The organism is Streptomyces genisteinicus (genome assembly GCF_014489615.1).
Lineage (GTDB): Bacteria > Actinomycetota > Actinomycetes > Streptomycetales > Streptomycetaceae > Streptomyces > Streptomyces genisteinicus.
Genome location: NZ_CP060825.1, coordinates 2,112,079 through 2,133,392 on the forward strand (window position 1 = coordinate 2,112,079; position 21,314 = coordinate 2,133,392).

22 protein-coding genes and 1 tRNA gene are annotated in these 21,314 nt (G+C 73.1%); 13 read left to right on the plus strand and 10 right to left on the minus strand.

What is annotated here, in order from left to right; all coding sequences use genetic code 11:
- Positions 1–110: 110 nt before the first annotated feature.
- Both IAG43_RS09270 and IAG43_RS09275 read right to left on the minus strand, forming a co-directional pair.
- Positions 111–509, minus strand: coding sequence for an excalibur calcium-binding domain-containing protein (locus IAG43_RS09270; RefSeq protein WP_343075572.1), 399 nt, complete (start codon positions 507–509; stop codon positions 111–113).
- Positions 510–846: 337 nt separating this feature from the next.
- A complete protein-coding gene (locus IAG43_RS09275; RefSeq protein ID WP_246574194.1) occupies positions 847–1,053 on the minus strand; it encodes a dehydrogenase in 207 nt (68 codons plus the stop codon).
- Between the two features lie 172 nt (positions 1,054–1,225).
- On the opposite strand from IAG43_RS09275, the gene IAG43_RS09280 reads away from it, so the two are divergent.
- The 7 genes from IAG43_RS09280 (at position 1,226) to IAG43_RS09310 (ending at position 6,367) form a co-directional block, all read left to right on the plus strand.
- Entirely contained in the window at positions 1,226–3,514 is a 2,289-nt protein-coding gene (locus IAG43_RS09280) for an FG-GAP repeat domain-containing protein (RefSeq protein WP_187740280.1), read from the plus strand.
- A gap of 143 nt (positions 3,515–3,657) precedes the next feature.
- Positions 3,658–4,050 carry a hypothetical protein gene (locus tag IAG43_RS09285; RefSeq protein WP_187740281.1) on the plus strand — a complete coding sequence of 131 codons (393 nt, stop codon included), beginning with the start codon at positions 3,658–3,660 and terminating at the stop codon, positions 4,048–4,050.
- 268 nt (positions 4,051–4,318) lie between these two features.
- A complete protein-coding gene (locus IAG43_RS09290) occupies positions 4,319–4,519 on the plus strand; it encodes a hypothetical protein (RefSeq protein WP_187740282.1) in 201 nt (66 codons plus the stop codon).
- A gap of 3 nt (positions 4,520–4,522) precedes the next feature.
- The gene (locus IAG43_RS09295; RefSeq protein WP_187740283.1) at positions 4,523–5,059 is read left to right on the plus strand and encodes a DUF6879 family protein; all 537 of its coding nucleotides are present in this window, start codon (positions 4,523–4,525) and stop codon (positions 5,057–5,059) included.
- The gene (locus IAG43_RS09300; protein ID WP_187740284.1) at positions 5,056–5,895 is read left to right on the plus strand and encodes a helix-turn-helix domain-containing protein; all 840 of its coding nucleotides are present in this window, start codon (positions 5,056–5,058) and stop codon (positions 5,893–5,895) included. The genes IAG43_RS09295 and IAG43_RS09300 overlap by 4 nt, the downstream gene beginning before the upstream one ends.
- Before the next feature lie 86 nt (positions 5,896–5,981).
- On the plus strand, positions 5,982–6,182 hold the full coding sequence (locus tag IAG43_RS09305; RefSeq protein ID WP_187744790.1) for a hypothetical protein: 201 nt from the start codon (positions 5,982–5,984) through the stop codon (positions 6,180–6,182).
- A complete protein-coding gene (locus tag IAG43_RS09310) occupies positions 6,179–6,367 on the plus strand; it encodes a hypothetical protein (RefSeq protein ID WP_187740285.1) in 189 nt (62 codons plus the stop codon). The genes IAG43_RS09305 and IAG43_RS09310 overlap by 4 nt, the downstream gene beginning before the upstream one ends.
- Positions 6,368–6,947: 580 nt before the next feature.
- Here IAG43_RS09310 and IAG43_RS09315 read toward each other — a convergent pair.
- A tRNA-Val gene (locus IAG43_RS09315) sits at positions 6,948–7,022 on the minus strand.
- Between the two features lie 182 nt (positions 7,023–7,204).
- Between IAG43_RS09315 and IAG43_RS09320 the strand changes: the two genes are divergently transcribed.
- From IAG43_RS09320 to IAG43_RS09335, 4 genes are all read left to right on the plus strand, one after another.
- Positions 7,205–7,990: a DUF4097 family beta strand repeat-containing protein gene (locus IAG43_RS09320; protein ID WP_187740286.1), complete on the plus strand. Its 786-nt coding sequence runs from the start codon at positions 7,205–7,207 to the stop codon at positions 7,988–7,990.
- Between the two features lie 82 nt (positions 7,991–8,072).
- Positions 8,073–9,440 carry a hypothetical protein gene (locus tag IAG43_RS09325; protein WP_187740287.1) on the plus strand — a complete coding sequence of 456 codons (1,368 nt, stop codon included), beginning with the start codon at positions 8,073–8,075 and terminating at the stop codon, positions 9,438–9,440.
- Between the two features lie 159 nt (positions 9,441–9,599).
- On the plus strand, positions 9,600–10,322 hold the full coding sequence (locus tag IAG43_RS09330) for a DUF4383 domain-containing protein (RefSeq protein ID WP_187740288.1): 723 nt from the start codon (positions 9,600–9,602) through the stop codon (positions 10,320–10,322).
- Between the two features lie 205 nt (positions 10,323–10,527).
- On the plus strand, positions 10,528–10,752 hold the full coding sequence (locus tag IAG43_RS09335) for an FmdB family zinc ribbon protein (RefSeq protein ID WP_187740289.1): 225 nt from the start codon (positions 10,528–10,530) through the stop codon (positions 10,750–10,752).
- Positions 10,753–10,854: 102 nt separating this feature from the next.
- On the opposite strand, the gene IAG43_RS09340 is transcribed toward IAG43_RS09335, so the two are convergent.
- Together IAG43_RS09340 and IAG43_RS09345 are read right to left on the minus strand one after the other, a co-directional pair.
- Positions 10,855–11,499 (minus strand): response regulator transcription factor, encoded by a 645-nt coding sequence (locus IAG43_RS09340; protein ID WP_187740290.1) that lies wholly within the window; start codon positions 11,497–11,499, stop codon positions 10,855–10,857.
- Positions 11,490–12,629, minus strand: a complete 1,140-nt coding sequence (locus IAG43_RS09345) for a sensor histidine kinase (RefSeq protein WP_187740291.1) — start codon at positions 12,627–12,629, stop codon at positions 11,490–11,492. The genes IAG43_RS09340 and IAG43_RS09345 overlap by 10 nt, the downstream gene beginning before the upstream one ends.
- Positions 12,630–12,771: 142 nt before the next feature.
- Between IAG43_RS09345 and IAG43_RS09350 the strand changes: the two genes are divergently transcribed.
- Positions 12,772–13,422 (plus strand): DedA family protein, encoded by a 651-nt coding sequence (locus IAG43_RS09350; protein ID WP_187740292.1) that lies wholly within the window; start codon positions 12,772–12,774, stop codon positions 13,420–13,422.
- A 125-nt stretch (positions 13,423–13,547) separates the two neighbouring features.
- Here the strand turns inward: IAG43_RS09350 and IAG43_RS09355 are convergent, their stop codons facing one another.
- From IAG43_RS09355 to IAG43_RS09365, 3 genes are read right to left on the minus strand one after another with little or no spacing between them, the layout of a single operon-like run.
- Positions 13,548–14,357: an HAD family hydrolase gene (locus tag IAG43_RS09355; protein ID WP_187740293.1), complete on the minus strand. Its 810-nt coding sequence runs from the start codon at positions 14,355–14,357 to the stop codon at positions 13,548–13,550.
- On the minus strand, positions 14,354–16,993 hold the full coding sequence (locus tag IAG43_RS09360) for a phosphoribosyltransferase (protein ID WP_187740294.1): 2,640 nt from the start codon (positions 16,991–16,993) through the stop codon (positions 14,354–14,356). Before IAG43_RS09360 ends, IAG43_RS09355 begins: the two co-directional genes overlap by 4 nt.
- Positions 16,993–18,156: an HpcH/HpaI aldolase/citrate lyase family protein gene (locus IAG43_RS09365; RefSeq protein ID WP_187740295.1), complete on the minus strand. Its 1,164-nt coding sequence runs from the start codon at positions 18,154–18,156 to the stop codon at positions 16,993–16,995. Before IAG43_RS09365 ends, IAG43_RS09360 begins: the two co-directional genes overlap by 1 nt.
- Positions 18,157–18,365: 209 nt before the next feature.
- On the opposite strand from IAG43_RS09365, the gene IAG43_RS09370 reads away from it, so the two are divergent.
- Entirely contained in the window at positions 18,366–19,169 is an 804-nt protein-coding gene (locus IAG43_RS09370; protein WP_187740296.1) for a TerD family protein, read from the plus strand.
- A 77-nt stretch (positions 19,170–19,246) separates the two neighbouring features.
- Here the strand turns inward: IAG43_RS09370 and IAG43_RS09375 are convergent, their stop codons facing one another.
- Both IAG43_RS09375 and IAG43_RS09380 read right to left on the minus strand, forming a co-directional pair.
- A complete protein-coding gene (locus IAG43_RS09375) occupies positions 19,247–19,981 on the minus strand; it encodes a TerD family protein (RefSeq protein ID WP_187740297.1) in 735 nt (244 codons plus the stop codon).
- 128 nt (positions 19,982–20,109) lie between these two features.
- On the minus strand, positions 20,110–21,249 hold the full coding sequence (locus IAG43_RS09380) for a DUF475 domain-containing protein (protein ID WP_187740298.1): 1,140 nt from the start codon (positions 21,247–21,249) through the stop codon (positions 20,110–20,112).
- Positions 21,250–21,314: the final 65 nt, after the last annotated feature.

Sequence of the window (21,314 nt, forward strand, 5' to 3'; positions counted from 1 at the left end):
AGTCCGGCGCGCCCCGGCACCGCGATTCCCGCCCGGCGCGCCCGCCCCCGCCCGCCGCACCCCGGCACCGCGAGTCCCGGCCGCCCCCGCGAGTCACGGCCGGACGCGGCCTACTCGCAGCCGACCCCGTCGCCGTCGCGGTCCAGGTGCCTGCCGTACCCCGGGTCCCCCGCCCGGATCGGATCGGCGCCGGCGGCGCGCACCGCGGTGCAGTTCGCGTACGAGACGGCCCCGCCGCCCGACCCCGAGCCGCCGCTGCCGTCGTCGTCGCCCCCGCCGCCCCCGGCGGGGGCGACCGTGACCCGCACGGTCCGCGTCGCCGTCACGGTCACCTCCGGAGCCGGCTCCGGCGTGGCCGTGACCGTCTCCGTCGCGGCGGGCGCCGGTGCGTCCGCGGTGGCGGTGACCGTCGCCGTCACCGTCGGAGCGGGTGCGGCCTTGCTGCTGGCCGCGTTGTCCGTGGCCGCCTCGCCGTCCGGTCCGGCGGCCAGGCCGATGAGGAACACCACGACGGCGGCCGGGAGAACTATGCGCTTGCGCGCCCACTTCGGACGCCCGGACGGCGGCGCGGGCGGCGGCGTCCCGGGACCGGCGGGAGCGGGCGGCTGCCCCCAAGGCGGCGGCTGGGACGGCGGGTTGTACGACATGAGGCCCCCAAGAGCTCGTGCGAGGAGCCGACCGTAACGGAAGTGCCGTGGAATACCGGCCAGTTTCGTCACATAGGCAACTACTTCTCGCCGAACACTCCACGGCGGCCGCCTCCCGGCGCCTCCTCTCCCCGCGCCCCTGCCCGGGGCCGGGCCGGCCGGGACGGCGCCCCGGGGCAAGCCCCCGCCGCCGTCCGCCTCACCAGCCCAGGAGTTCGGGGTGCGGACAGGGCTCCGGGACGTCGCCCGGCCGGTCGGCCCACTGCCACCAGACATGGCGGGCGGGGCACCCCCACACACCGCGGCAGACGCGCTTGCCGTCCTCCTCCCGCCGGCACAGCGCGAAGCCGCCGAACCGCATCGGCTCGGCACACGAGGGGCACAGGGGCGGCTGATCTGAGGTCACACCCGGACGGTACGCCGCCCGCGACCGCCGCGCACGGCCCCCGCAACTCCCGCCCCGCGGCCGGGAACAGACCGCCTCCGCCGTACAACCCTCGGGACCGAAGGCGAGTCTCACCGGGCAGCGCGCGCCAGCAGGATCACCGTTCGTTCGCCCTCTCCAGGAGGAACAACTCTTGATTTCCGCACGCACCGCCCCTCGCGGGGTCTCCGCTGCGATCACCACCGTCCTCGCTGTCACGCTCGGCGCGGGCGCCCTCGCCGCCCCGGCCGCCGCATCGCCCCTGCCCGCCGCCGCCCCGGCCGAGGCGGGCACCCGCCAGGCCCCCGTCCCGTACCCGGTGAACGGCTACTTCCACGCGGCCGGGGAGACCGGGTTCCTGACCGGCAGGCCGTACAGCGGCCAGGAGTTCCGGTGGACCCGGTTCGCCGACGGCTCGACGACCACCGTCAACGCCTCCGTCGTCGACTCCACCGGCACCGACGTCATCATGTCCGGGCTGGGACGGACCCTCCGCCGCTCCCTGGTCGTCACGCTCCACGACATGGCCGACGGCGGCAGGACCGTCACCATCGACCTCGGGCCGCTGAACGGCGTCTACGTACGGGCCGTTTCCCGGGACACCGTCCTGGCGGAGTTCACGAAGCCGGACGGTTCCGTCGAGCTGCGGCTCGTCACCCGCACCGGCGACACCGTCACGCAGCGGACGATCGACGGCATCCCGCCCGGGGCGTCCAACATCACCGCCACCCCCGTGCGCGACGGCTCGGTCCTCGTCGACTACTACCTGAAGAGCGCGGGCACCCCCGCGGACTGGCGGACGCAGTTCGCCGTGGTGGACCTCGCCGCCGCCGAGGTGGTCTCGACCCACGAGACCGAGGCGTACGGCAGCACCCTCGGCGAGTACAGCGCGCTCTCCGCCACCCACCTGGCCTGGGCGGCCGAAGGCGGGACGTACCACACCGTGGACCGCGCCACCGGCACCGAGTCCGTCACCGACTTCGAGCTCTGGGAGGGCGAGCGCATGGCGGTCGCCCTGCTGGACTCCTGGACGATGTACGGCCAGGCATCCACCCTCGAGGGGAACGGCACGGGCGACACGCGCAAGCTGGTCCCCTTCACGGCGAAGTCCCAGGCGTCCGGCGAGACCGTCGAGCTCCTCGACTACGTCAACACGGTCAGACCGGGCGCCGGCAACACGCTGTTCGCGCGCGGCGGCACCGTGGCACAGGGCGAGGGCCTCTACCGGATCGCCCTCGGCGCGGACGGCAGGCCGGCCGCCGAACTGGTCGCCTCCACCGGGCAGCCGACACGGCTCGTCCACCACGGCCCGCAGATCATGCACACCGTCGACGTCACCTCCCCGATCCCGCTGAAGTGGAAGCTCTCCCGGGAGAACGCGGACGTCGACCTGACGATCAGGCACCGTGCCACCGGCGAGTCCTTCCGGAAGACACTGCACCTGTACAGCGAGTCCGCCGGCAGCGAGTACTACTACGGCGACGGGGTCTTCGGCATCACCTGGGCGCAGATCGCCGCCGAGTCCCAGATGGGACGGGACGCCGAACCCGGCGAGTACGAGTGGTCGTTCACGGCCCGCCCGCAGAACGGCGTCGGTCCCGACGTGGAAGCCACCGGCACCTTCGCGGCGGCCAGGGGCCTGTCCACCCACCACGACCTCGACTGGAACGGCAGCCCCGACCTGCTGGCCCGTGACGCCCAGGGCGTGCTGTGGAAGCAGTCCACCTCGTACGACTCCGCGCGCAAATCGCTCGTGGCGCCCCACGGGCCCGACCGGATCGGCGGCGGCTGGCAGGTCTACGACCGGATCGAGACCGTCGGCGGCGTCGGCACCGGTTCCGCCGACTTCGTCGCCCGGGACACGAGCGGCGTCCTCTGGTTCTACGACGTGACCGGCAACGGCTACCGGGCGACGTTCGCGGCCCGCAAGTCCCTGGGCGGCGGCTGGAACACGTACGACCGGATCACCGGCGGCAGCGACCTCAACCGCGACGGCAAGGCCGACCTGGTGGCCGCCGACAAGGCCGGCGCCCTCTGGCTCCACCCCGGCACCGGGAACACCGCCGCCCCGTTCGCCAAGCGGCAGAAGATCGGCACCGGCGGCTGGGACGCGTACAACCAGATCACCGCCACGGGCAACATCGGCGGCGACCTGCCCGGTGACCTCGTCGCACGCGACAAGGCGGGGGTGCTCTGGCTCTACCTCGGCAGGGGCGACGGCACGTTCGCCGCCCGCAAGCAGATCGGCGGCGGCTGGCAGGCCTACACGGACACCATCGGCATCGGCGACGCCAACCGCGACGGCCGGCCCGACCTGTACGCGTACGGCCCCGGCAACACCGGCTGGTTCTACGCGGGAACGGGCAACTGGCGAGCCCCCTTCGCCCCCCGCGCCACCAGCCCGGCCCTGACCGGCAACCCGGCGTACAACCACGTCTCCTGACCCGCCCGAACCCCGCACCGCCGCGGCGGATGCGGGCCCTCCGAACCGGAAGGCCCGCATCCGCCGCGGCGGCCTCGTCGCTCCTCACGCTCCCTGCCCGCCGGCCTTGACCTCAAGTCCGGTTGAGGTACCACACTCGGCGCATGGAGACCACGACCAGCAGCACCATCCTCTTCCGCAACACCATGCGCATCACCGACGGCCACCTCGCCGGCTTCCGCGAGGCCGTCACGCAGGCCGTGACGTTCGCCCGCGACCACGGCCCGCAGCTCATGGTGGAGGTCTTCGTCGACGAGGAACGGATGCTGGCACACAGCTTCCAGCTCTACCGCGACTCGGACGCCGTCCGGACCCACTGGCGACTGTCGGACCCGTACATCCGCGGGGTGATGGACCACTGCACCGTGCAGCACTTCGAGGTCTTCGGCGACCCCGACGACGACATCCTCACCGCCCTCCGCACCCCCGGCGGCGAGTCCTTCCCCTTCACCGTCTCGCCCCGCCTCACGGGCTTCAACCGCCTGCCGGCGGCCTGACGGGGGGCGGCGCGCTGCGGCGGACTCCGTCGCGGTGCCGAGGAGTGACGCCGTCACGTGACTGACCGTCTGCGCCCGCTCGTTGCGGCGGCAGGCCCGGCCGGACGCCACACGGTCGGCGACGAACGCGACCTCACCACCAGGACCGCATGCCCCGGTTGCGCGCAACCGGGGCGCAGCAACCTGGCCACGCAATTTCGCGCAACCCGCCACCGCACGCGCAGCGCTCAGAACATGCTGATACCTCCACCCCGAGAGGAGCCCCGGCATGACGCTCAGGTTCATCGGCACCACCAGCGAACACGGCAACTGCCCCACCCTGTACGAGGTCGAAGAGACCGGCGACCTCGTCGTCCAGGGCGACGAGATCGACGCCGGGCACCGCGCCCAGCTCCGCGACCTCGGCGTCGCCGAGACCGCCGTCGTCATCCCCCGCGAGCTGCTCACCCGCTTCGCCCCCAAGGAGTAGCCCGTGCCCGCCCTGGTCCCCTTCGAGGAGATCACCCACCTGTTCGCCGACTTCCAGCACACCGCGTTCCGGCTGGAGACTCGCCACGGCTACGCAACCGACCGGGCAGGCGCCCGGTTCCAGGCGTTCCTCCGCGGCACCCACCCCGCCCCGGAACCGGATCACCCGTGGAACGTGAACGTGCGCGAGAAGACAGCGGCCGGCGCCCGGTTCACCCGCGTCCGCCTCGTCGACGACCCACCCACCGACGGGCAGCGGTTCCTCATGGCCACCGCAGCGGGGAACACCGAGGCGGGCGAGAGCATCCGCGTCCTCGGCCGCGCGGCCGCCCGCGGGCTGGGCCTGCCCGACTTCGACTTCTGGCTCTTCGACTCCCGCACCCTCGTGCGCATGCACATCGACGAGGACGACGTCACGGTCGGAGTCGAGGTCGTCGACGACCACGAGCAGGTGCTCGCCGCCTGCCGCGCCCGAGATGCAGCCTGGTCCGCCGCAGTCCCCACTGACCTGGTCTGGACGCGGGTACGGTCCACCGTGTGAGCACGGACTTCCAGACAGGCAGGCAGGCCCTCGGCGCACGGCTTCGCGAGCTGCGCGAGGACGCAGGCCTGACCGGGAAGGACCTGGCCGAACGGCTGGGCTGGCAGCGCTCCAAGGTCAGCAGACTGGAGACGGGGAAGCAGACGGCGTCCGCTGTGGACCTCGAGTCCTGGGCGGACGCCGTCGGCGTACCCGAGCAGGCTCCGGACCTCCGCTCCCGTCTGCGCGGCCTGGAGTCCCAGCAGCGTTCGTGGCGCCGACAGCTCGCCGCCGGGCACCGGCCCGTGCAGGAGCGGTACGTCGTCGAGTACCAGGGTGCCGCGAACGCGCGAGGCTACGAGGCCACGGTGATCCCCGGCCTGTTCCAGACGGCCGAGTACGCCCGGCACCTGCTTGCCCAGGGTGCCGAGCTGATGCGCTCGCCCCGGGACACGGACGCCGCCGTCGCCGCGCGGATGCGCCGGCAGGAAGTGCTGTACGAACCCGGACGCCTGTACCGGGTGCTCGTGTGGGAAGGCGCGCTGCACGTCCTGATCTGCCCGCCCGCCGTCATGGCCGGGCAGCTGGACCGGCTGGTGAGCCTGATCGGGACGAGCACGGTGGAGTTCGGGATCGTGCCGTTCGGGCGGCAGATGCCCCTGACGGCGAAGCACGGGTTCTGGATCTTCGGCGGGGACAAGGTCGTCGTCGAGACCATCAACACCGAGCTGACCTACGACAGCGCCGAGGACGTCGACCTGTACGGCCGGGTCTGGGAGCAGCTGCACGACGCCGCCGTGCACGGGCCGCAGGCGCACCGGCTGATCGCGAGGGCGCGGGCCGGCTTGGCCGGTTGAGCAACCGGCCGCAATCGCCGCGGGGTCCGCGCAATCCGGCGCAACCGGCCCGCCGCCGCGGGGGCGCCGCTCCTACCGTCCTCGGTATGGACGCCCACATCCGCCCCTCGGGGGCTGCCGGCGCGGGTACGGACGGCTGGTGCCACTGGCACAAGGGCCCGTCCGGCTCCGCGGAGTTCGTCGACGTGCTGGAGCGCCAGTCCGGCCCGCCGATCGAGTTGTACGCCTGCGCCCCGTGCCGCGAGCAGCGCGGCCTCGTCCCCGCGCCCGGCCGGGTGGGAGCATGAACGCGCAGCGGCACTGGTCCCCGATCCTGGACGACATCCCGCCCGTCCGTATCCCGAGCCCCTGCTGGGCAGCGCACCCCGCGCGGTACCTGAACTGCACGCGTCCCCCAGGGCACAGCGGAGACCACGAGGACTGCTACGACGAGGTTCGCTGGACGAACACCGGCCGGGACCCGCAGTGGTGACCCCGGCGCTCCCGTTCACGCCGCATGCCGGACCCGGGAGATCCCGCCGGCGTCCGCCCTCACGACGGAAGCATGGAGCGGGCGATCCTGCTTCGCCTGCGGCCGCCCGCTCACCGTGGGGGCCGTCCACGTCGGCCGCGCCATGGGCAGGAGCGGCGTGCACGACATCGGCGCCGAGGTGTTCGCCTGCCCCTGAGCCTCCCGCCCGGGCCGTTCCGTCACGAGGTGCGGGAACGGAGCCCCGATCGCGTCCGCGATCTATAGCAAGGAGTCGACCAGCGGGCAACGTTTCTGGGACTAGCAGCTCATGGGGCATGAGGCCCGCCGCTGCTCTGTCGTACCTTGGGCGCGTGAGGCGCAGACGTGTCCCCCTCCGCGCTTGAGATACGCCGCTCGATGCCCTCCGAGTGCGCGGGGGGACTGCCTCACGCATCGGTGATCGCCGAGCGGACCGGCATGGGCCGCTCGTTCCAGCATGAGATCGGGTACGGCAGCGTCGCGGCCGTGAGTGACCGCCCGCGTTGATGTCAGACGTGGATGTCAAAGGCCCCCAGCCTGAACCGGCTGGGGGCCTTCGCACTGGTGGGCGCGGACGGTTTCGAACCGCCGACATCTGCTTTGTAAGAGCAGCGCTCTACCCCTGAGCTACGCACCCGTGGATGAGGCAACACCCTACATGGCGCACCGCGCGCACCTCCAAACCGTTGAAGGGGCGGGGCCGGGTGCTGGGGGTAGCCCCACCTCGGGGAGGGTGGGTCGCCGCATCGATCCAGGGTGGTGGGTGTACGTAGCGTGAGGAGGGTCAGTCGGTAGGGACCTTCAGGGGGAAGCATTCTCATGCGCTACGTGTCGGGTGGGCGTCGTCGGGTGGGGCGGGTCGGGGTCGCCGTGGGCGGGGTCGTGCTGGTCGCGGGGGCGGTGGGCGGGTGCGGGAGCAGCGGGGCGGAGGACGCCCCCGTGGAGAGCAGGGCCTTCCCGTTCAGCGGGACGTCGCTAACGATCGCGTCCGACAACAGTGCGCTGGAGATCGTCGCGGCGGATGTCCGGGACGTCGAGGTCACGCGGCAGGTGGACGGCTGGGTGGTCTTCGGGAACGGGCCCGAGAAGTCCTGGCGGCTGGAGGACGGGAAGCTCGCGCTGAAGGTCCGTTGCGAGGGTCTGGTGAGCAACTGCGGGGGCCGTCACACGGTCAGGGTGCCGAAGGGCGTCGCGGTGACGGTCGAGGACGACAACGGCGGCGTGACGGCGAGCGGCTTCACCACGGCGCTGAAGATCACCTCGGACAACGGGAAGGTGGAGGTTCGGGACTCCAGCGGCCCGCTCGACCTCTACACCGACAACGGCGGGGTGGTCACCGAGCGTGTCACCTCGACGACCGTGAAGGCCGGGTCCGACAACGGGGCGGTCCGGTTGCGGCTGGACGCGGTGCCCGAGCGGGTGGAGGCGGTCAGCGACAACGGCGGGGTGGAGATCGGCCTTCCGGGCGCCGGTGCGCCGTACGCGGTGACCGCGAGGAGCGACAACGGGGACGTCGACGTGTCCGTTCCCAGGGACGACGCCAGCGACCGTGTGGTGTCCGCCCGCAGCGACAACGGCAAAGTGGTGGTGCGTACCGCGAACTAACGGACCCGTGTGTTCGTCCTTCTGGTGGGAGTATTGACCCGGAACGGGCAACGTCAGGGCGGACACGGCACGGGAGAGGGATGTGACGGCGAGACTCGCGCGGCGGCATCACGAGCCAAGGGCGCGCGCCGTCCGTGACGTCCTGGGACTGATGCTGCTGCCCGTGCCTCTGCTCGCCGTCGCGACGGCGGGCGCGTTCGCCGGTGGCGGCACCCGGCGGTGGTTCGGCGGGGGGCGTGGCGAGAGCCAGCGGGCCGACGCGCAGGCCGCGAAGGACGCGGCGGCGGCCGCCTTCTACGAGTTGGACACGGCGCAGCGTGATCTGCGGATCTCGATCGAGACGATCAGCGCGGTGGACAGCTCGCCGGCGGCCCGGCAGGCGGTGGAGGGTTTCGCGGCGCTGGGGCGGCGTATCGACGAGGTAAGTCACGCGTACATCACCGCCGTCGACGCGCACGACCTCGACCGCGACGACCTGGAGGCGTCGGCGGCCGCTCAGGCGCGGACGCAGCTGAACGGCGCCAAGGACGAGCTCGTACGGGTCAAGGGCGAGCTGGACCGCTTCGGGCAGGGGCTCGGGCCGCTGCTCGACAAGGCGGAGACGCAGCTCGCCCGGCTCGCGCCCGCCGTGGAGCGGGCTCGGCAGGCGCTTCTCGCGGCGAGCACCGCTCTCGACGCGGCGCGGGGCTCCGGTCTGCGGGCGGACGATCTCGCCGCGCGGCTGGCCGCGCTCGGCCCCGAGCTGACGAAGCTCAACGAGGGTGCCGGGCGCCACGGCGTCCCGGAGACGCTTCAGCGGGCCGACCGTGTGCTGCGTGACGCCGAGGCGGTGCGGATCGAGGCGGAGCGGCTGCCCGAGCGCGCCGCCGAGATCGACAAGCGGCTGGTGTCGCTGCGCACCCGCGCGCAGGCCCTGACCACCCGGACGGAACAGGTCGATCCGGTGCTCAGCGAGCTGCGTCGGCGTTTCACGGCGGCGTGCTGGCAGGACCTCCAGCCGGTGCCGGAGCAGGCCGCGCTCAGTGTGCGCAGGGCGGAGGAGAAGCTGAAGGAGGCCGGCACGGCGCGCGAGGAGCAGCGCTGGCCGGACGCGACGGCTCTGCTCTCCACGGTGCGCGCCCTGCTGAACAGCACCGACGAGGCGGTCTCGGCGGCCGGGGACCGTCTGCAGCGCCTCAACGCCGTGTCGAAGGATCCGCAGCAGGAGATCGAGCGGACCCGGTTCGCGATCCGTGACGCCCAGCGTCTGGCGATGGCCGGCCGGCACACACCGGACCCGCGGCACGCCCGTCCGCTGGACGATTCGGTGGCGCGGGTGGAGCGGGCCGTGGAGGGGCTGGAGGGCCGCCACCCCGACTACTGGCACTTCCTTCAGGAGATGGAGGCGGTCCGGCGGACGGCGGCGCATGTGGTCGAGCAGATCCGCGAGGAGCGCGGCGCCGGGCACTGAGGAGCCGCCGGCCGCCGGAGAACCGGGTAGGGGCGTGCAGGACCGAGGGCCCCGGCCCGCCCGCGTTGTCGGTGCGGTGCCGGTGGGCGGATGCTGGAGGAAGCGGGCAGGGGCCCGCGCACGCCGGCCCGCCCCGGCCGGTACGTAAGGAGGCCGACGATGGCCGGACACGTACTGCACCGCCCGCGCTCCCGCACAGACCGCCCCGCCCCCGCCGGAGCCCTCGGCGGCGGGGAGGTCCCGCAGCCCCCCGCGACCCGGCCGCCGGCGCCGTCCCGGCGCGCGGGCGGGCACGGGGTACGGGAGCGGCAGCGCATCAGGCTGGACGAGCACCTGCCCGTCGATCACCGGCTGAGCCGGGTCTACCGTGTCGGCGCCGGGCTGATGGGACTGGTGCTGGTGGTCTTCGGCGTCCTCGGCCTGATCGACCGGATCGGGTTCTTCGACACGCAGGGCGACACCGTGGCCGGTCTCAGCACCAACGGCGCGCTGAGCATCCTGTCCATCTGCGTGGGCCTGCTGCTGTTCGTCGGCATGGTGATCGGCGGCAACGTCGCCTCCACCCTCAACATGACGTTCGGCATCCTCTTCATCGCCAGCGGGTTCGTGAACCTCGCCCTGCTGGACCGCAGCTTCAACCCGCTCGCCTTCCGGATGCAGAACGTGATCTTCAGCTTCGTCGTGGGGCTGATGCTGATGTGCTTCGGCATGTACGGCCGGGTCAGCGCGACCCTGCCGCACGACAACCCGTACTGGAGGGCGCGCCACCCCGAGGAGGCCGCGCGTGAGCAGCGTGCGCGACGGCGCCGGGAGGCACTGGAGGCCGACGGTGCGGCGGCGTACGGTGCGGCGGGCACGGCCGTACGGTACGGGCGGCGCTGACCGGCGCGCCGGAAGCCGCGGAAGCCGCGGGAGCAGCGCGAGCAGCGAGAGCCGCGGGAGCGGGCCGCGAACGGGAGCCGGAGCGCGAGCACTGGACGTCCCGGGAGCGCCCGCGGTCCCCGGCCCCGCCCCACGCCCCGACGCCCGCGCACCCGATGCCCACGCGACCTGCCGGAGGCGGCCCGCCTGCCGGTAGCCTGACCGCATGCCTCGTTACGAGTACCGCTGCCGCACGTGCGGCGACACCTTCGAAGTGAGCCGTCCCATGGCGGAGTCGTCCGCTCCGGCCGACTGTCCCGCAGGGCACGGCGACACCGTGAAGCTGCTCTCCGCCGTGGCCGTCTCGGGCTCCGCGTCCGCGGGCTCCGGTGCGGCGCCCGCCCCGTCGGGCGGCGGTGGCGGCTGCTGCGGGGGCGGCTGCTGCGGCTGACCCCGCGACGCGTCGCGGCCCGGCGCGAACGGGCGCCGCGCACAGTCAGACGCCCAGGCGGCCCGGCACCCGCCGCACGCGGTCCGGCCGCACGCGGCCCCGCTACGACCCCAGATGCCGCAGCACCGCCAGCACACGCCGTGAATAGCCGGTCGTGCCGCTGAGGCCGAGCTTGTCGAAGATCGCGTTGATGTGCTTCTCGACTGCGCTCAGCGAGACGTGCAGGCGGGCGGCGATGGCCGCGTTGGTGTGCCCCTGCGCCATCTCGGCGAGGACGTCCCGCTCGCGCGCCGTCAGCCGGGCGAGCGGGTCGGTGCGGGTGCTGCGGGCGAGGATCTGCCGCACGACCTCGGGGTCGAACGCGGCCTGCCCCCGCGCCACCCGGGCGAGGGCGTCCAGGAACTCGTCCACCTCGACGACCCGGTCCTTCAGCAGGTAGCCCACTCCCCCGCCGTCCGAGGTGAGCAGTTCGGTGGCGTAGCGCTTCTCCACGTACTGCGACAGCACGAGCACGCCCGTGCCGGGCCACCGGCCGCGGATGTCGAGGGCGGCGCGCAGCCCCTCGTCGGTGTGGGTGGGCGGCATCCGCACGTCGGCCACGACGACGTCCGGCGGGTCGGCCGCGACGGCCGTGAGGAGGGCGGTGGCGTCGCCGACCGCGGCAAGAACCTCGTGTCCCTCCTCGGCGAGCAGGCGGACGAGCCCTTCCCTGAGCAGGGTCGAGTCCTCGGCGATGACTATGCGCACGGCAGCTCCGCGGTGATCCGGGTGGGTCCGCCGGCCGGGCTGTGCACCCCGAACCGGCCGTCGAGTGCGGCGACCCGCCGGGCGAGCCCGGTCAGGCCGCCGCCTGCGGGGTCCGCCCCGCCCGTGCCGTCGTCCTGGATCCGGAGCAGCAGCCGGTCGCCGTCCCGCCCGACGCGCACCTCGACGCGCGTGGCACCGGAGTGCTTCACGACGTTGGTGACGGCCTCGGAGACGACGAAGTAGGCGACCGTGCCGGTCTGGCGCGGAGGCGGTACGGGGACGGTGTAGTCCAGGCGCACCGGCAGCGGGGTGCGTTCGGCGACGGTCTCCAGGGCGGCGCGCAGGCCGGCCTCGTCGAGGACGGTCGGGTAGACGCGCCAGGCGACCTCGCGGAGTTCGACGAGGGCGCGGCGGCTCTCCTCGTGGGCCTGGAGCAGGAGTGCGTCGGCGTGGGCGGGGTCGTGGCTGCGGCGGGCCCGGCCGAGGAGCATGCCGAGGGCGACGAGCCGCTGCTGGACGCCGTCGTGCAGGTCGCGTTCGATGCGGCGGCGTTCCCCGTCGACGGCCTCCATCATCTCGGCCCGGGTGGTGGCGAGCTGGGTGATCCGGCGTTCGAGTTCGTCGTGGTGGCTGGGGCCGAGGAGGCGGCGGGCGAGCTGTTCCTCCAGCATGACCGTGCCGAAGACGCCCTGGCAGGCGAGGAACAGCAGAAGAAGTCCGCCGAGATTGCTGAACGCCACGGCCAGCGGGTAGGCGATGTCGTCGAGCCACCATGCGTAGACGAAGAGGGAGCTGTACGCGATGCCGACGAGGACGAGAGCGGCGACCGCCCCGCCGAGCAGGCCCAGGGTCCAGCGGACGGCCAGGTACCGCAGCGCGCGGGCGTCGTCGGGTGCGGGGGCGATGCGGATGCCGAGGAGCCGGCCGAGCCTGCGGCGTTCGACGGCGAGGAGCGCGGCGGCCACGGCGCGCACCGGTCCGGGCACGCCGCGTGCCGTCCCGGGGCGGGCGCCGGCGAGGAGCAGGACGAGGCCGCCGAGCAGGACGAGGGGCAGTTCGACGACCGCGGTCGCGGCGCCGAGTGCGCAGCCGGCGGTGAACCGGACCGTCCGTGTCGCCAGGGTTCTCATGACCGGTCACGCTAGCGGCCGGCACCGGGCGGGCGCATTGAGGAAAACCGCAGGAAGCCGGGCGGTCGCAGTGAGGGAAACCGCAGGATGGTGTGCGGTCGCCTTCAGGGCTTCTTCAGCTTCGGCTTTCTAGCGTTCGGCCATGGACACGCAGATGGTCAACGTCGCCGCCGACAGCGCCCCGGGGTGGGTCACCGGCCTGATGGACGCTCTCGGGGCGCCGGGGGCGGGGATAGCGATCGCGCTGGAGAACCTCTTCCCGCCCATTCCCAGCGAGGTGATCCTGCCGATGGCCGGGTTCGCCGCGAGTCAGGGGCAGATGAGCCTGGTCGCGGCGCTGCTGTGGACGACGGCGGGCTCCGTGGTGGGGGCGCTCGCGCTGTACGGGGTGGGCGCGCTGCTCGGCCGGGAGCGGACGATCGCCATCGCGGGGAAGCTGCCGCTGGTGAAGACGCGGGACATCGAGCGCACCGAGGCCTGGTTCGTGAAGCACGGGCCGAAGGCGGTGTTCTTCGGGCGGATGATCCCGGTGTTCCGCTCGCTGATCTCGGTGCCCGCGGGTGTGGAGCGGATGTCGCTGCCGCTGTTCACCCTGCTGACGACGCTGGGCAGTGCGCTGTGGAACACGGTGTTCGTGCTGGCGGGGTACGCGCTCGGCGAGCGGTGGGAGGACGTGACCGGGTACGTGTCGACGTACTCGAAGGTGGTGGTGGGCGTCGCGGTGCTGGCGGTCGTCGTCTTCCTCGTGGTGCGGGTGACGAAGTCGGGGGCCGGGACGCGCCGCCGCACCTGAGCGGCGCGCCGGAGTGCGAGACGGGGCGCGTGGCGCCCGGCCCGGGCTGCCTGCCCGGGCCGGGCGCCACGCGCCCCGTCCGTGTCCGGGCCCCGAGCGGGACCGCGCGCTCGGGACCCCGTGTCTCACGCCCCCGTCGCGCGGGCGGTGAAGCGGCGGAGGATCTCCTCGCCCGCCGCGACGCCCTGGTGGTGGAGGATCTCGACGTGTGCGGCGCTCCAGCCGGCCTCGGTGAGTTCGCCGTGGCCGGGCTGCCAGCCCTGGTCGGCGGCGAGGAGCAGGTCCGCGTCGAGGAGGGAGTCGCCGGCGGCGAGCGTCAGGCGCGCGCCGGTGCGGCGCGCGACCTCGCGGACGGCGGCGCTCTTGGTCAGCGGCCGCGGCACCACGTAGATCTTGCGGCCCTGGAGGGAGACGGACCAGCCGCGTTCCCCGGCCCAGCCGGAGAGCTCCTTGACCCAGCCCTCCGGAAGGAGCGGCCGCTCGACCACGAGGTAGGCGAACAGGTCCTCCGCGATCCGTTCCTTGCGCAGCCAGGTGGGGTCGGCGGTGGCCGCGAGGTGGGCGCGGATCTCGGCGAGCGGGGCGCATTCGTCGTCGAGGCGGGCGGCGACGGCGGCACGCCAGTCGCGGTCGCTGACGCCGTCCACGAGCAGGTGGCCGCCGTTGGCGCAGATCGCGTACCGGGGCGGGCGGCCGGGCAGGCTGATGCGCTGGTACTGCTTGCGGGTGCGGGTCGTGGTGGGGACGAAGAGGGCGTCCTCGGTCAGCCGGGCGAGGATGCCGGCCGCCGTCTCGGTCATGTACGACAGGGGCCTGCGCTCGTGGACCTCGACGCACAGCAGCCGGGGCGCGTCCGCGTCGGGCATGGTCAGGGCGAGGGCGGCGCTGGAGTAGATCAGCGTACGGTCGAGGTCGCTGGCGACGAGCACGGTCATGCCGACACCGCCTTGCCGTCGGCACCGGTGGCGCCGCGCGTGTACTGGGGGTGGATCAGCCCCACGCAGGTGTACGGGAGGCCGTCGACCTCCTCGACGGGTACGCCTCGCTGTTCGGCGAGGAGTCTGACGTGGTCGAGGTCGGCGCCCGCGCCCCGCTTGGCGAGGATCTTCCAGGGCACTCGGCGCAGCAGTACGCGGGTGGTCTCGCCGACGCCGGGCTTGACGAGGTTGACGTCGTGGATGCCGTACTCCTCGCTGATGCGCTCGACGGCTGCCCAGCCCTCCCAGGTGGGGGCCCGGTCGGGGGCGGCGAGGAGGTCCTTGGCCTCGGCGTCGACGGCGTCCGCGACCTCGTCGAAGCGGGCGGCGACGGTGTCGAGGAAGTGGCCGGAGACGTCGGCGCCGGCGAGGTCGCGGTAGTACTTGGCGCCGTGGAAGTCGTCGGGTCCGACGAGGTCGGCGCGCAGGACGGTACGGGACACGAGGCCGGAGACGGTGGAGTTGAGGCAGGCCGAGGGGATGAGGAAGTCCTCGCGGGTGCCGTAGGTGCGCACGCAGCCCCCGGGGTCGGCGAGGACCGCGATCGAGGGGTCGAAGCCGTCGAACTCGCGCAGTGCCTCGGCGAGTTCGCGGGTGATGGCGCCCTTGCCCGTCCAGCCGTCGACGAAGACGACGTCGGCGGGGTCGTGGTGGGCGGCGAGCCAGCGCAGCGCGTTGGCGTCGATGCCGCGGCCGCGCACGATGGAGACGGCGTAGTGCGGCAGGTCGAGGCCGTGGCGGTGCCGGGCCCAGCGGCGCATCAGGACGCCGACGGGCGTGCCCGCGCGGGCGAGGGAGACGAGCACGGGACGGGGCGACCGCTCGGCGAGCACGGTCTCGGTGACGGTGCCGACCGCGCGGGCGATCCGGGCGGCGGAGGTCTCCAGGGCGTCCTTGAACAGCTGCTGGTAGCGCTCGCTGGGCTGGTACTCGACCGGCAGGGACTCGGCGTAGTGGGCGCCGCCGCTCTGTATCGCCTCCTCCCGCTCCTCGGTGGGCGCTTCCAGTTCGGTGTCCGAGAGGTCCTGGAGCAGCCAGCCGACCTCGTCGGGCGCGTAGGACGAGAAGTCGGGTCCGCGGAGCGGATCGGGAAGCATGGAGGCCCTCTCGTGGGCGGTCGGGGACTGGGCGGCCGGAAACCGGACGGCCGGGGCAGGGGCGGTGAGGGCAGGGGCGGTGGCGGTCGGCGCGGCGGCGGAGCCGGCGTTCTCCCGCCGGGCGCCGGCCGGGACGTACGAGGGGATCACGGCGAGCACCACGTGCGGGGTGTGGTCCGCGAGCCGGGCCAGCAGGCCGTCGGGTGCGTGGAGCGCGGCGGTGTCCGCCGCCGAGTCGACGACGGCGACCACGGCGTCGAAGCCGCCGCCGGCGACGTTGTAGGCGTAGCGCTCGCCGGGGCCGTCCGCGGGGTCGTCGTGGGCCGGGAAGACGATCCGGGTGCGTATCGCGTAGCCGGGGTCGTCCACGGCGAGGACCGGTGAGCGGGTGGTGGTCGAGTAGCGCACCTCGGCGACGGCGCCGGTCTCCTCCAGCGCGGTCGCGAGGCGCAGCGGCGCGTACATCAGCTCCTCGAAGCCGAGGACGAGGACGCGGCGGGCGGGGCCGAGGGCTTCGGCGAGGGTGGCGGCCATGGCCGGCAGGGCGGCTTCGAGGCCGGCGCGGTGGCCGGGGAGGAAGCCGTGGCGGCCGCCGTCGGGGAGGCCGGCGGGCCAGCGGAGGCCGATCCGGGTGTGGGTGCCCGGCCGGGAGCCGTCCGCGGGCCCGGTGCGCTCGCCGCCCGGCCCGGCGCCGTCCGCCGCGGGCCCCGTACCCTCGCCGCCCGGCCCGGCGCCGTCCGCCGCGGGCCCGGTGCGCTGCGCGGTCGCGCCCTGGGCGCGCTCCTGCTCGGCGACGAGGGCCTGGCCCCTGGCCAGGACGCCGTCCGGGAGGCTGACGGTGCCGGTGGCGGTCGCCACCAGGTCGACGCGGGCGCCGATCCCGGCGGCGAAGGCGTCGAAGCGCTCGCGGTCGCCCTCGCCGCGCATGTCCACCAGGGCGACGATCACGTAGCGGCGCCGTGGATGGCGTTCGTGCAGGTCGCGGATGGTGTTGAGGACGGTGTTGCCGGTGGAGAACTCGTCGTCCACGAGGACGAGCGGGCCGTCGCCGGCGAGCAGCAGCGGGTCCTCGGGCAGCAGCAGGTGGCTGGTGGCGTGGGAGTGGGACTCCTCGAAGCCGCCGGCCGGGTCGACGCCGGCCACGGGACGGCGGGTGGAGTGGAGGTACGGGGCGAGGCCGACGCCGTCGGCGACGGCGTGGCCGAGGCCGGTGGCGGTCTCCGCGTAGCCGAGGACGACGGCGCGGGCGGCCTCGTCGGCGCCGAGCAGCGTGCGCACCCGCACGCCCAGGTCGCGGCCGGTGCGCCAGACGAGCCCAGGGCTCTGCGGCACGTGCTTGCCGAGGACGTTCGACACGAGCAGGTGGGCGCGCTTGGGGTTGCGCCGCAGGGCGAGGCCCAGCAGTTCGGGGAGGCGTTCGTCGCCGTCGAGCCCCACTCCGAGCCGTTCGGCCACCCAGCTGCCCGACCACACCACGTTGTCGTCCTCTTCTCTCATCAGCCGGCGACCCCCGCCGCCAGCAGGTCCACGAAGCCCACGTCCTCGGCGGCGACGCCGAAGGCCTCGGCGCGCCGGAGGGTGCGTTCCGCCCAGGCGCGGTGGGGCTTCACCTCGTTCATCTTGTTCGTGTACGCCGAGCGCAGCACCCCGCCGCCGTCCTGTTCGGGGCGCAGGATGTCACAGGCGTCGCTGTACTCCTCGTGGGTGACCACGGAGAGTGCGTGCACGGGCGCGACGTGGGAGGGGTGGATGCAGGTCTTGCCGAGCAGGCCGTTGGCCCGGTCGAGCTGGATCTCGCGCAGCAGTCCGTCCATGTCGTGCTCGATGAGCGCGGCGCGCAGGTCCTCGGCGCTCCCCTCCAGGAAGGGGCTCTGCCTCAGCTGCGGCTTGAACATGCGCTCCTGCGTCGGGAAGTACTCCCAGACGGGGCCGGTGATGGTGAACCCGGTGCCGTCGGAGCGGCCGAGGACGTTGACGACGTCGGCGATGACGGAGGTGACGATCCGCACGTCGTAGGCGGTCATGTCGGGCGAGCGCCGCAGCCCGTAGGCGGAGCAGAAGTCGGTGACGCCGAGCCGCAGGGCGAGGACGCGCTCGCGGTACTTGTCGACGGTGTGGGCGATGCCGGTCAGGGTGTCGGCCCGGGTCTCCAGGTAGAGCAGTTCGGGCGACTCCAGGACGGGCATCGCGAAGAGGCGGCGGCCGCTCTCCGTCTCGGCGGTGGTGAGCGCCTCCAGGAAGGGAACGCCCCGCTCCTCGGTGAACTTGGGAAGTACGAATCCGGACAGCAGGCGCCCGGCGGGTCCCATGCGGTGCACGAGGTCGGGAATCTGCTCGGGACGGCGGACGCGGACGAAGAGCAGGGGCAGCTCGGCGTCCCGCGTGTCGAGGTCGGCGAACTGCCGGACCAGATTGGCCTCGGCCGCCTCGACGTCCTCGTCGCCGATGGAATCCTCCAGGCACAGCACCATGGACACCACGCCGCGCCCGGTCTGCTTGATCACGTCGTCCGCGAGCCGGGGCCGTGTGGCGGGGCTGTAGAGCGTGGCTCCGAGAGCGGCCGCGAGCATGCTCGCGGGCGAGCCCGCGCCGAACTCGGCCGGCTGCCGGTGGAAGAGCCGCTCCCGGACAGCGGGCGGGACGTGCCCGAAATGACGCATATGAATACCCCGTACTGCCTTGGAGGCCTGACGACATGTGGCCGGTAATAGTACGTAGGGCGAGGTGTCCGCAGTTCCCCGCCTGCATGACATTCAGGTAACCCGCCCCTTTCCTCCCCGCACGGCAGGGTGGTCCGATCGTGGTCCCCGGCGCCCTGGAGCGGCCCCCGCGTTGTCCCGGGGCCGTCCGGACAGGCAGGATGACGAGCATGACGCACACGATGATGAAGGGCTCGAACGTCCCTCTCGATGCCACGGCCGTCCGGGCCGTGCTCCGCTGGACACCGGGGTCCGGCGTGCCGGACGTCGACGCGTCGGCCCTGCTGCTCGGTCCCGGCGGTCGTGTGCGCTCCGACGAGGACTTCGTCTTCTACAACCAGCCGCGCCATCCGTCGGGTCTGGTGCGGCGGATGGCGAAGAAGCGCGAGGGCGACGCCCTGACGGACACGGTGGAGGCCGATCTGTCGGCGCTGGACGCCGGAGTCGACCAGGTCGTCATCGCCGCCTCCTCGGACGGCGGCACCTTCCAGAACGTCCGCGACCTGCGGATACTGCTGTACGACGCCTCCGGCGACGGTGAGCCGCTGGCGGTCTTCGACGTGCGGCCGGAGACGGGCGAGGAGACGGCGATCATCTGCGGCGAGCTGTACCGCCGCGGGGACGGCTGGAAGTTCCGCGCGGTGGCGCAGGGGTACCCGACCGGCCTGGTGGGGCTGGCGACGGCGTTCGGGATCTCGGTGGACGAGGCGGAGGCCGCCGCGGAGCCCTCCTCCGCGCCCGAGCCGCCCGCCGCTCCCCCGTCGCCTCCCGCGCCCGCCTACGGCTACCCCCCGTCCGACGACGCCGTGACCCGGCCCGGGTACGGGTACCCCCACAACGCCCCGCCGCCTCCGCAGACGGCTCCGGCGCCGGCTCCCGGGTACGGCTACCCGCAGCCGGCCGCGGCGGCCGCGTTCGCCCCGGACCCGAACTTCCGCCTGCCCCCGATGGGGCCGCAGTTCCAGCGCCGCTGACGCGGCGGCCGGCCGGGCGCCGGGGTCCGCGGTCCGGGCCCCGGCGGGCCCGCGCCGGCGGTCCGGGTGCCCGGTCGCTACACCCGGCTCTTGTAACCGCGTCCCCACTGGAGCCCCCATCCGTACAGCCGGTCGAGCTCCGCCTGGAATCCGTAGACGAACTTCATCTCGCGCCGCACGATCAGGTCGCCCTTGACGTTCTCCACGGAGAAGACGGCACAGGAGCGGGCCTGGGGGGCGCTTTCGTCGAGTTCGATCTCCACCCGGGGGCCGTTGCTCGGGTAGAGGGTGCAGTGGGCGTGGGTGCGGTCGAAGGCCGGGGTCTGGTCGTAGATGTAGACGAAGAACAGCAGCCGCTTGATCTCGTCGCGGTGGTCGAGGTTGACGTAGATCGTCTCGCCGGACGAGCCGCCGAAGCGGTCGTCGCCGCTGAGGCGGACGTAGGGCGCCTCGTTGAGGCTGCCGAGGAAGCCGCCCAGCGGCTGTACGACGCCCTTGCTGCCGTCGGCGAGTTCGTAGAGGCAGCCCAGGTCCAGGTCGACGTTGACGATGCCCTGGGTGTGCGCCTGGACGACGTCGGGCTTGAAGAGGTCGAACGGGCGGCGCAGCAGGCCGCCCTGGCGCGGGCGGCCGTCGAGGTCGGAGGTGCGCATCCGCCAGGAGAGGTTGACGCGCAGGTTGCCGGTGGCCGCGCCCTGTTTGGTGAGCGAGACGGACGGGCGCCGCCTGCTGAGCCCGATGGAGTTGGTCGCCGCGCTCCCCGAGTCGAACTGTGCAGCCCTGCCGCGAAACAGGTTGTCCCAGATGGCCATGCCCCACCCCACACAATCGGTCCGTCGTGCCCCACCGCATGCCGCGGGGCGGTCGCGAGGCCATGACCTCGCGACCGCCCCGTTCAGAGCGTTCCCTCCGGGCGGAGGGTGTCACACACGGGAGTCGGTCACACGCCGGACGAGATTCCGGCCTTGTCGCCCGACCCGCTCCCCTCGGCCGCCGCCACGCGCTTGTTGCGCACCACGGAGGACCAGAAGGAGGCGCCGATCAGCACCACGCCGAGGAGACCGGTGATGATCTCGCTGATCTCGTAGCGGATGGTGACGAGCAGGATCGTGGCGAGCGCGCCGATGGCGTAGTGCGCGCCGTGCTCCAGGTAGACGTAGTCGTCCAGGGTGCCCTCGCGGACGAGGTAGACCGTGAGCGAGCGGACGTACATGGCGCCGATGCCGAGGCCGAGCGCCATCCAGAAGATGTGGTTGGTGATGGCGAAGGCGCCGATGACACCGTCGAAGGAGAACGAGGCGTCGAGCACCTCCAGGTACAGGAAGAGGAAGAACGCGGCCTTGCCGGCCAGGCCGACGGCGGAGACCTGCTTGCCCTCGCGCTTGGCCTTCTCCTCCTCCTCGTGCTCGCGCTCCTCCTCTTCCTCCAGCTTGTCCTCGAAGTAGCCGGAGAGGCCGCCGACGACGAGGTAGGTGATCAGACCGGCGATGCCGGCCAGCAGCACGGTGGCCGTCTTGTCGGCGTGGCCGGAGCTGGTGTGCGCCTCGACGGCGAAGTACATCGCGGACAGCAGCAGGGCGATCAGGGCGACACAGGCGGAGAGCATGTCGACCTTGCCGAGCTTGGCCAGCGGCTTCTCGATCCAGGACAGCCAGGTGTGCTCGCGCTTCTCGAAGATGAAGTCGAGGAAGATCATCAGCAGGAACATGCCGCCGAAGGCGGCGATGGCCGGGTGGGCGTCGGTGACGAGCGCCTCGTACCGGTCGGGGTCGTCCATGGCCAGCTGGACGGCCTCGATCGGCCCGACCTTGGCGCTGATGGCGACGATCACGACGGGGAAGACCAGCCGCATGCCGAAGACGGCGATCAGAATGCCGATGGTCAGGAAGATCTTCTGCCAGAAGGCATTCATCTTCTTGAGGATGCCGGCGTTGACGACCGCGTTGTCGAAGGACAGCGAGATTTCCAGGATCGACAGGATCAGTACGATCCCGAACGCCTCCCAGCCCCACTGCCAGGCGGCGAAAGCAAGGCCGGCCGCCGTCACGGCGAACGACCAGCCGAAGGTTTTCAGAACCACTGGCTACCCAATCGTGTATTGGTCCCCCGAGTGAAGCCTGAGGGAGGTGCTCCCCCGCGCCGCAC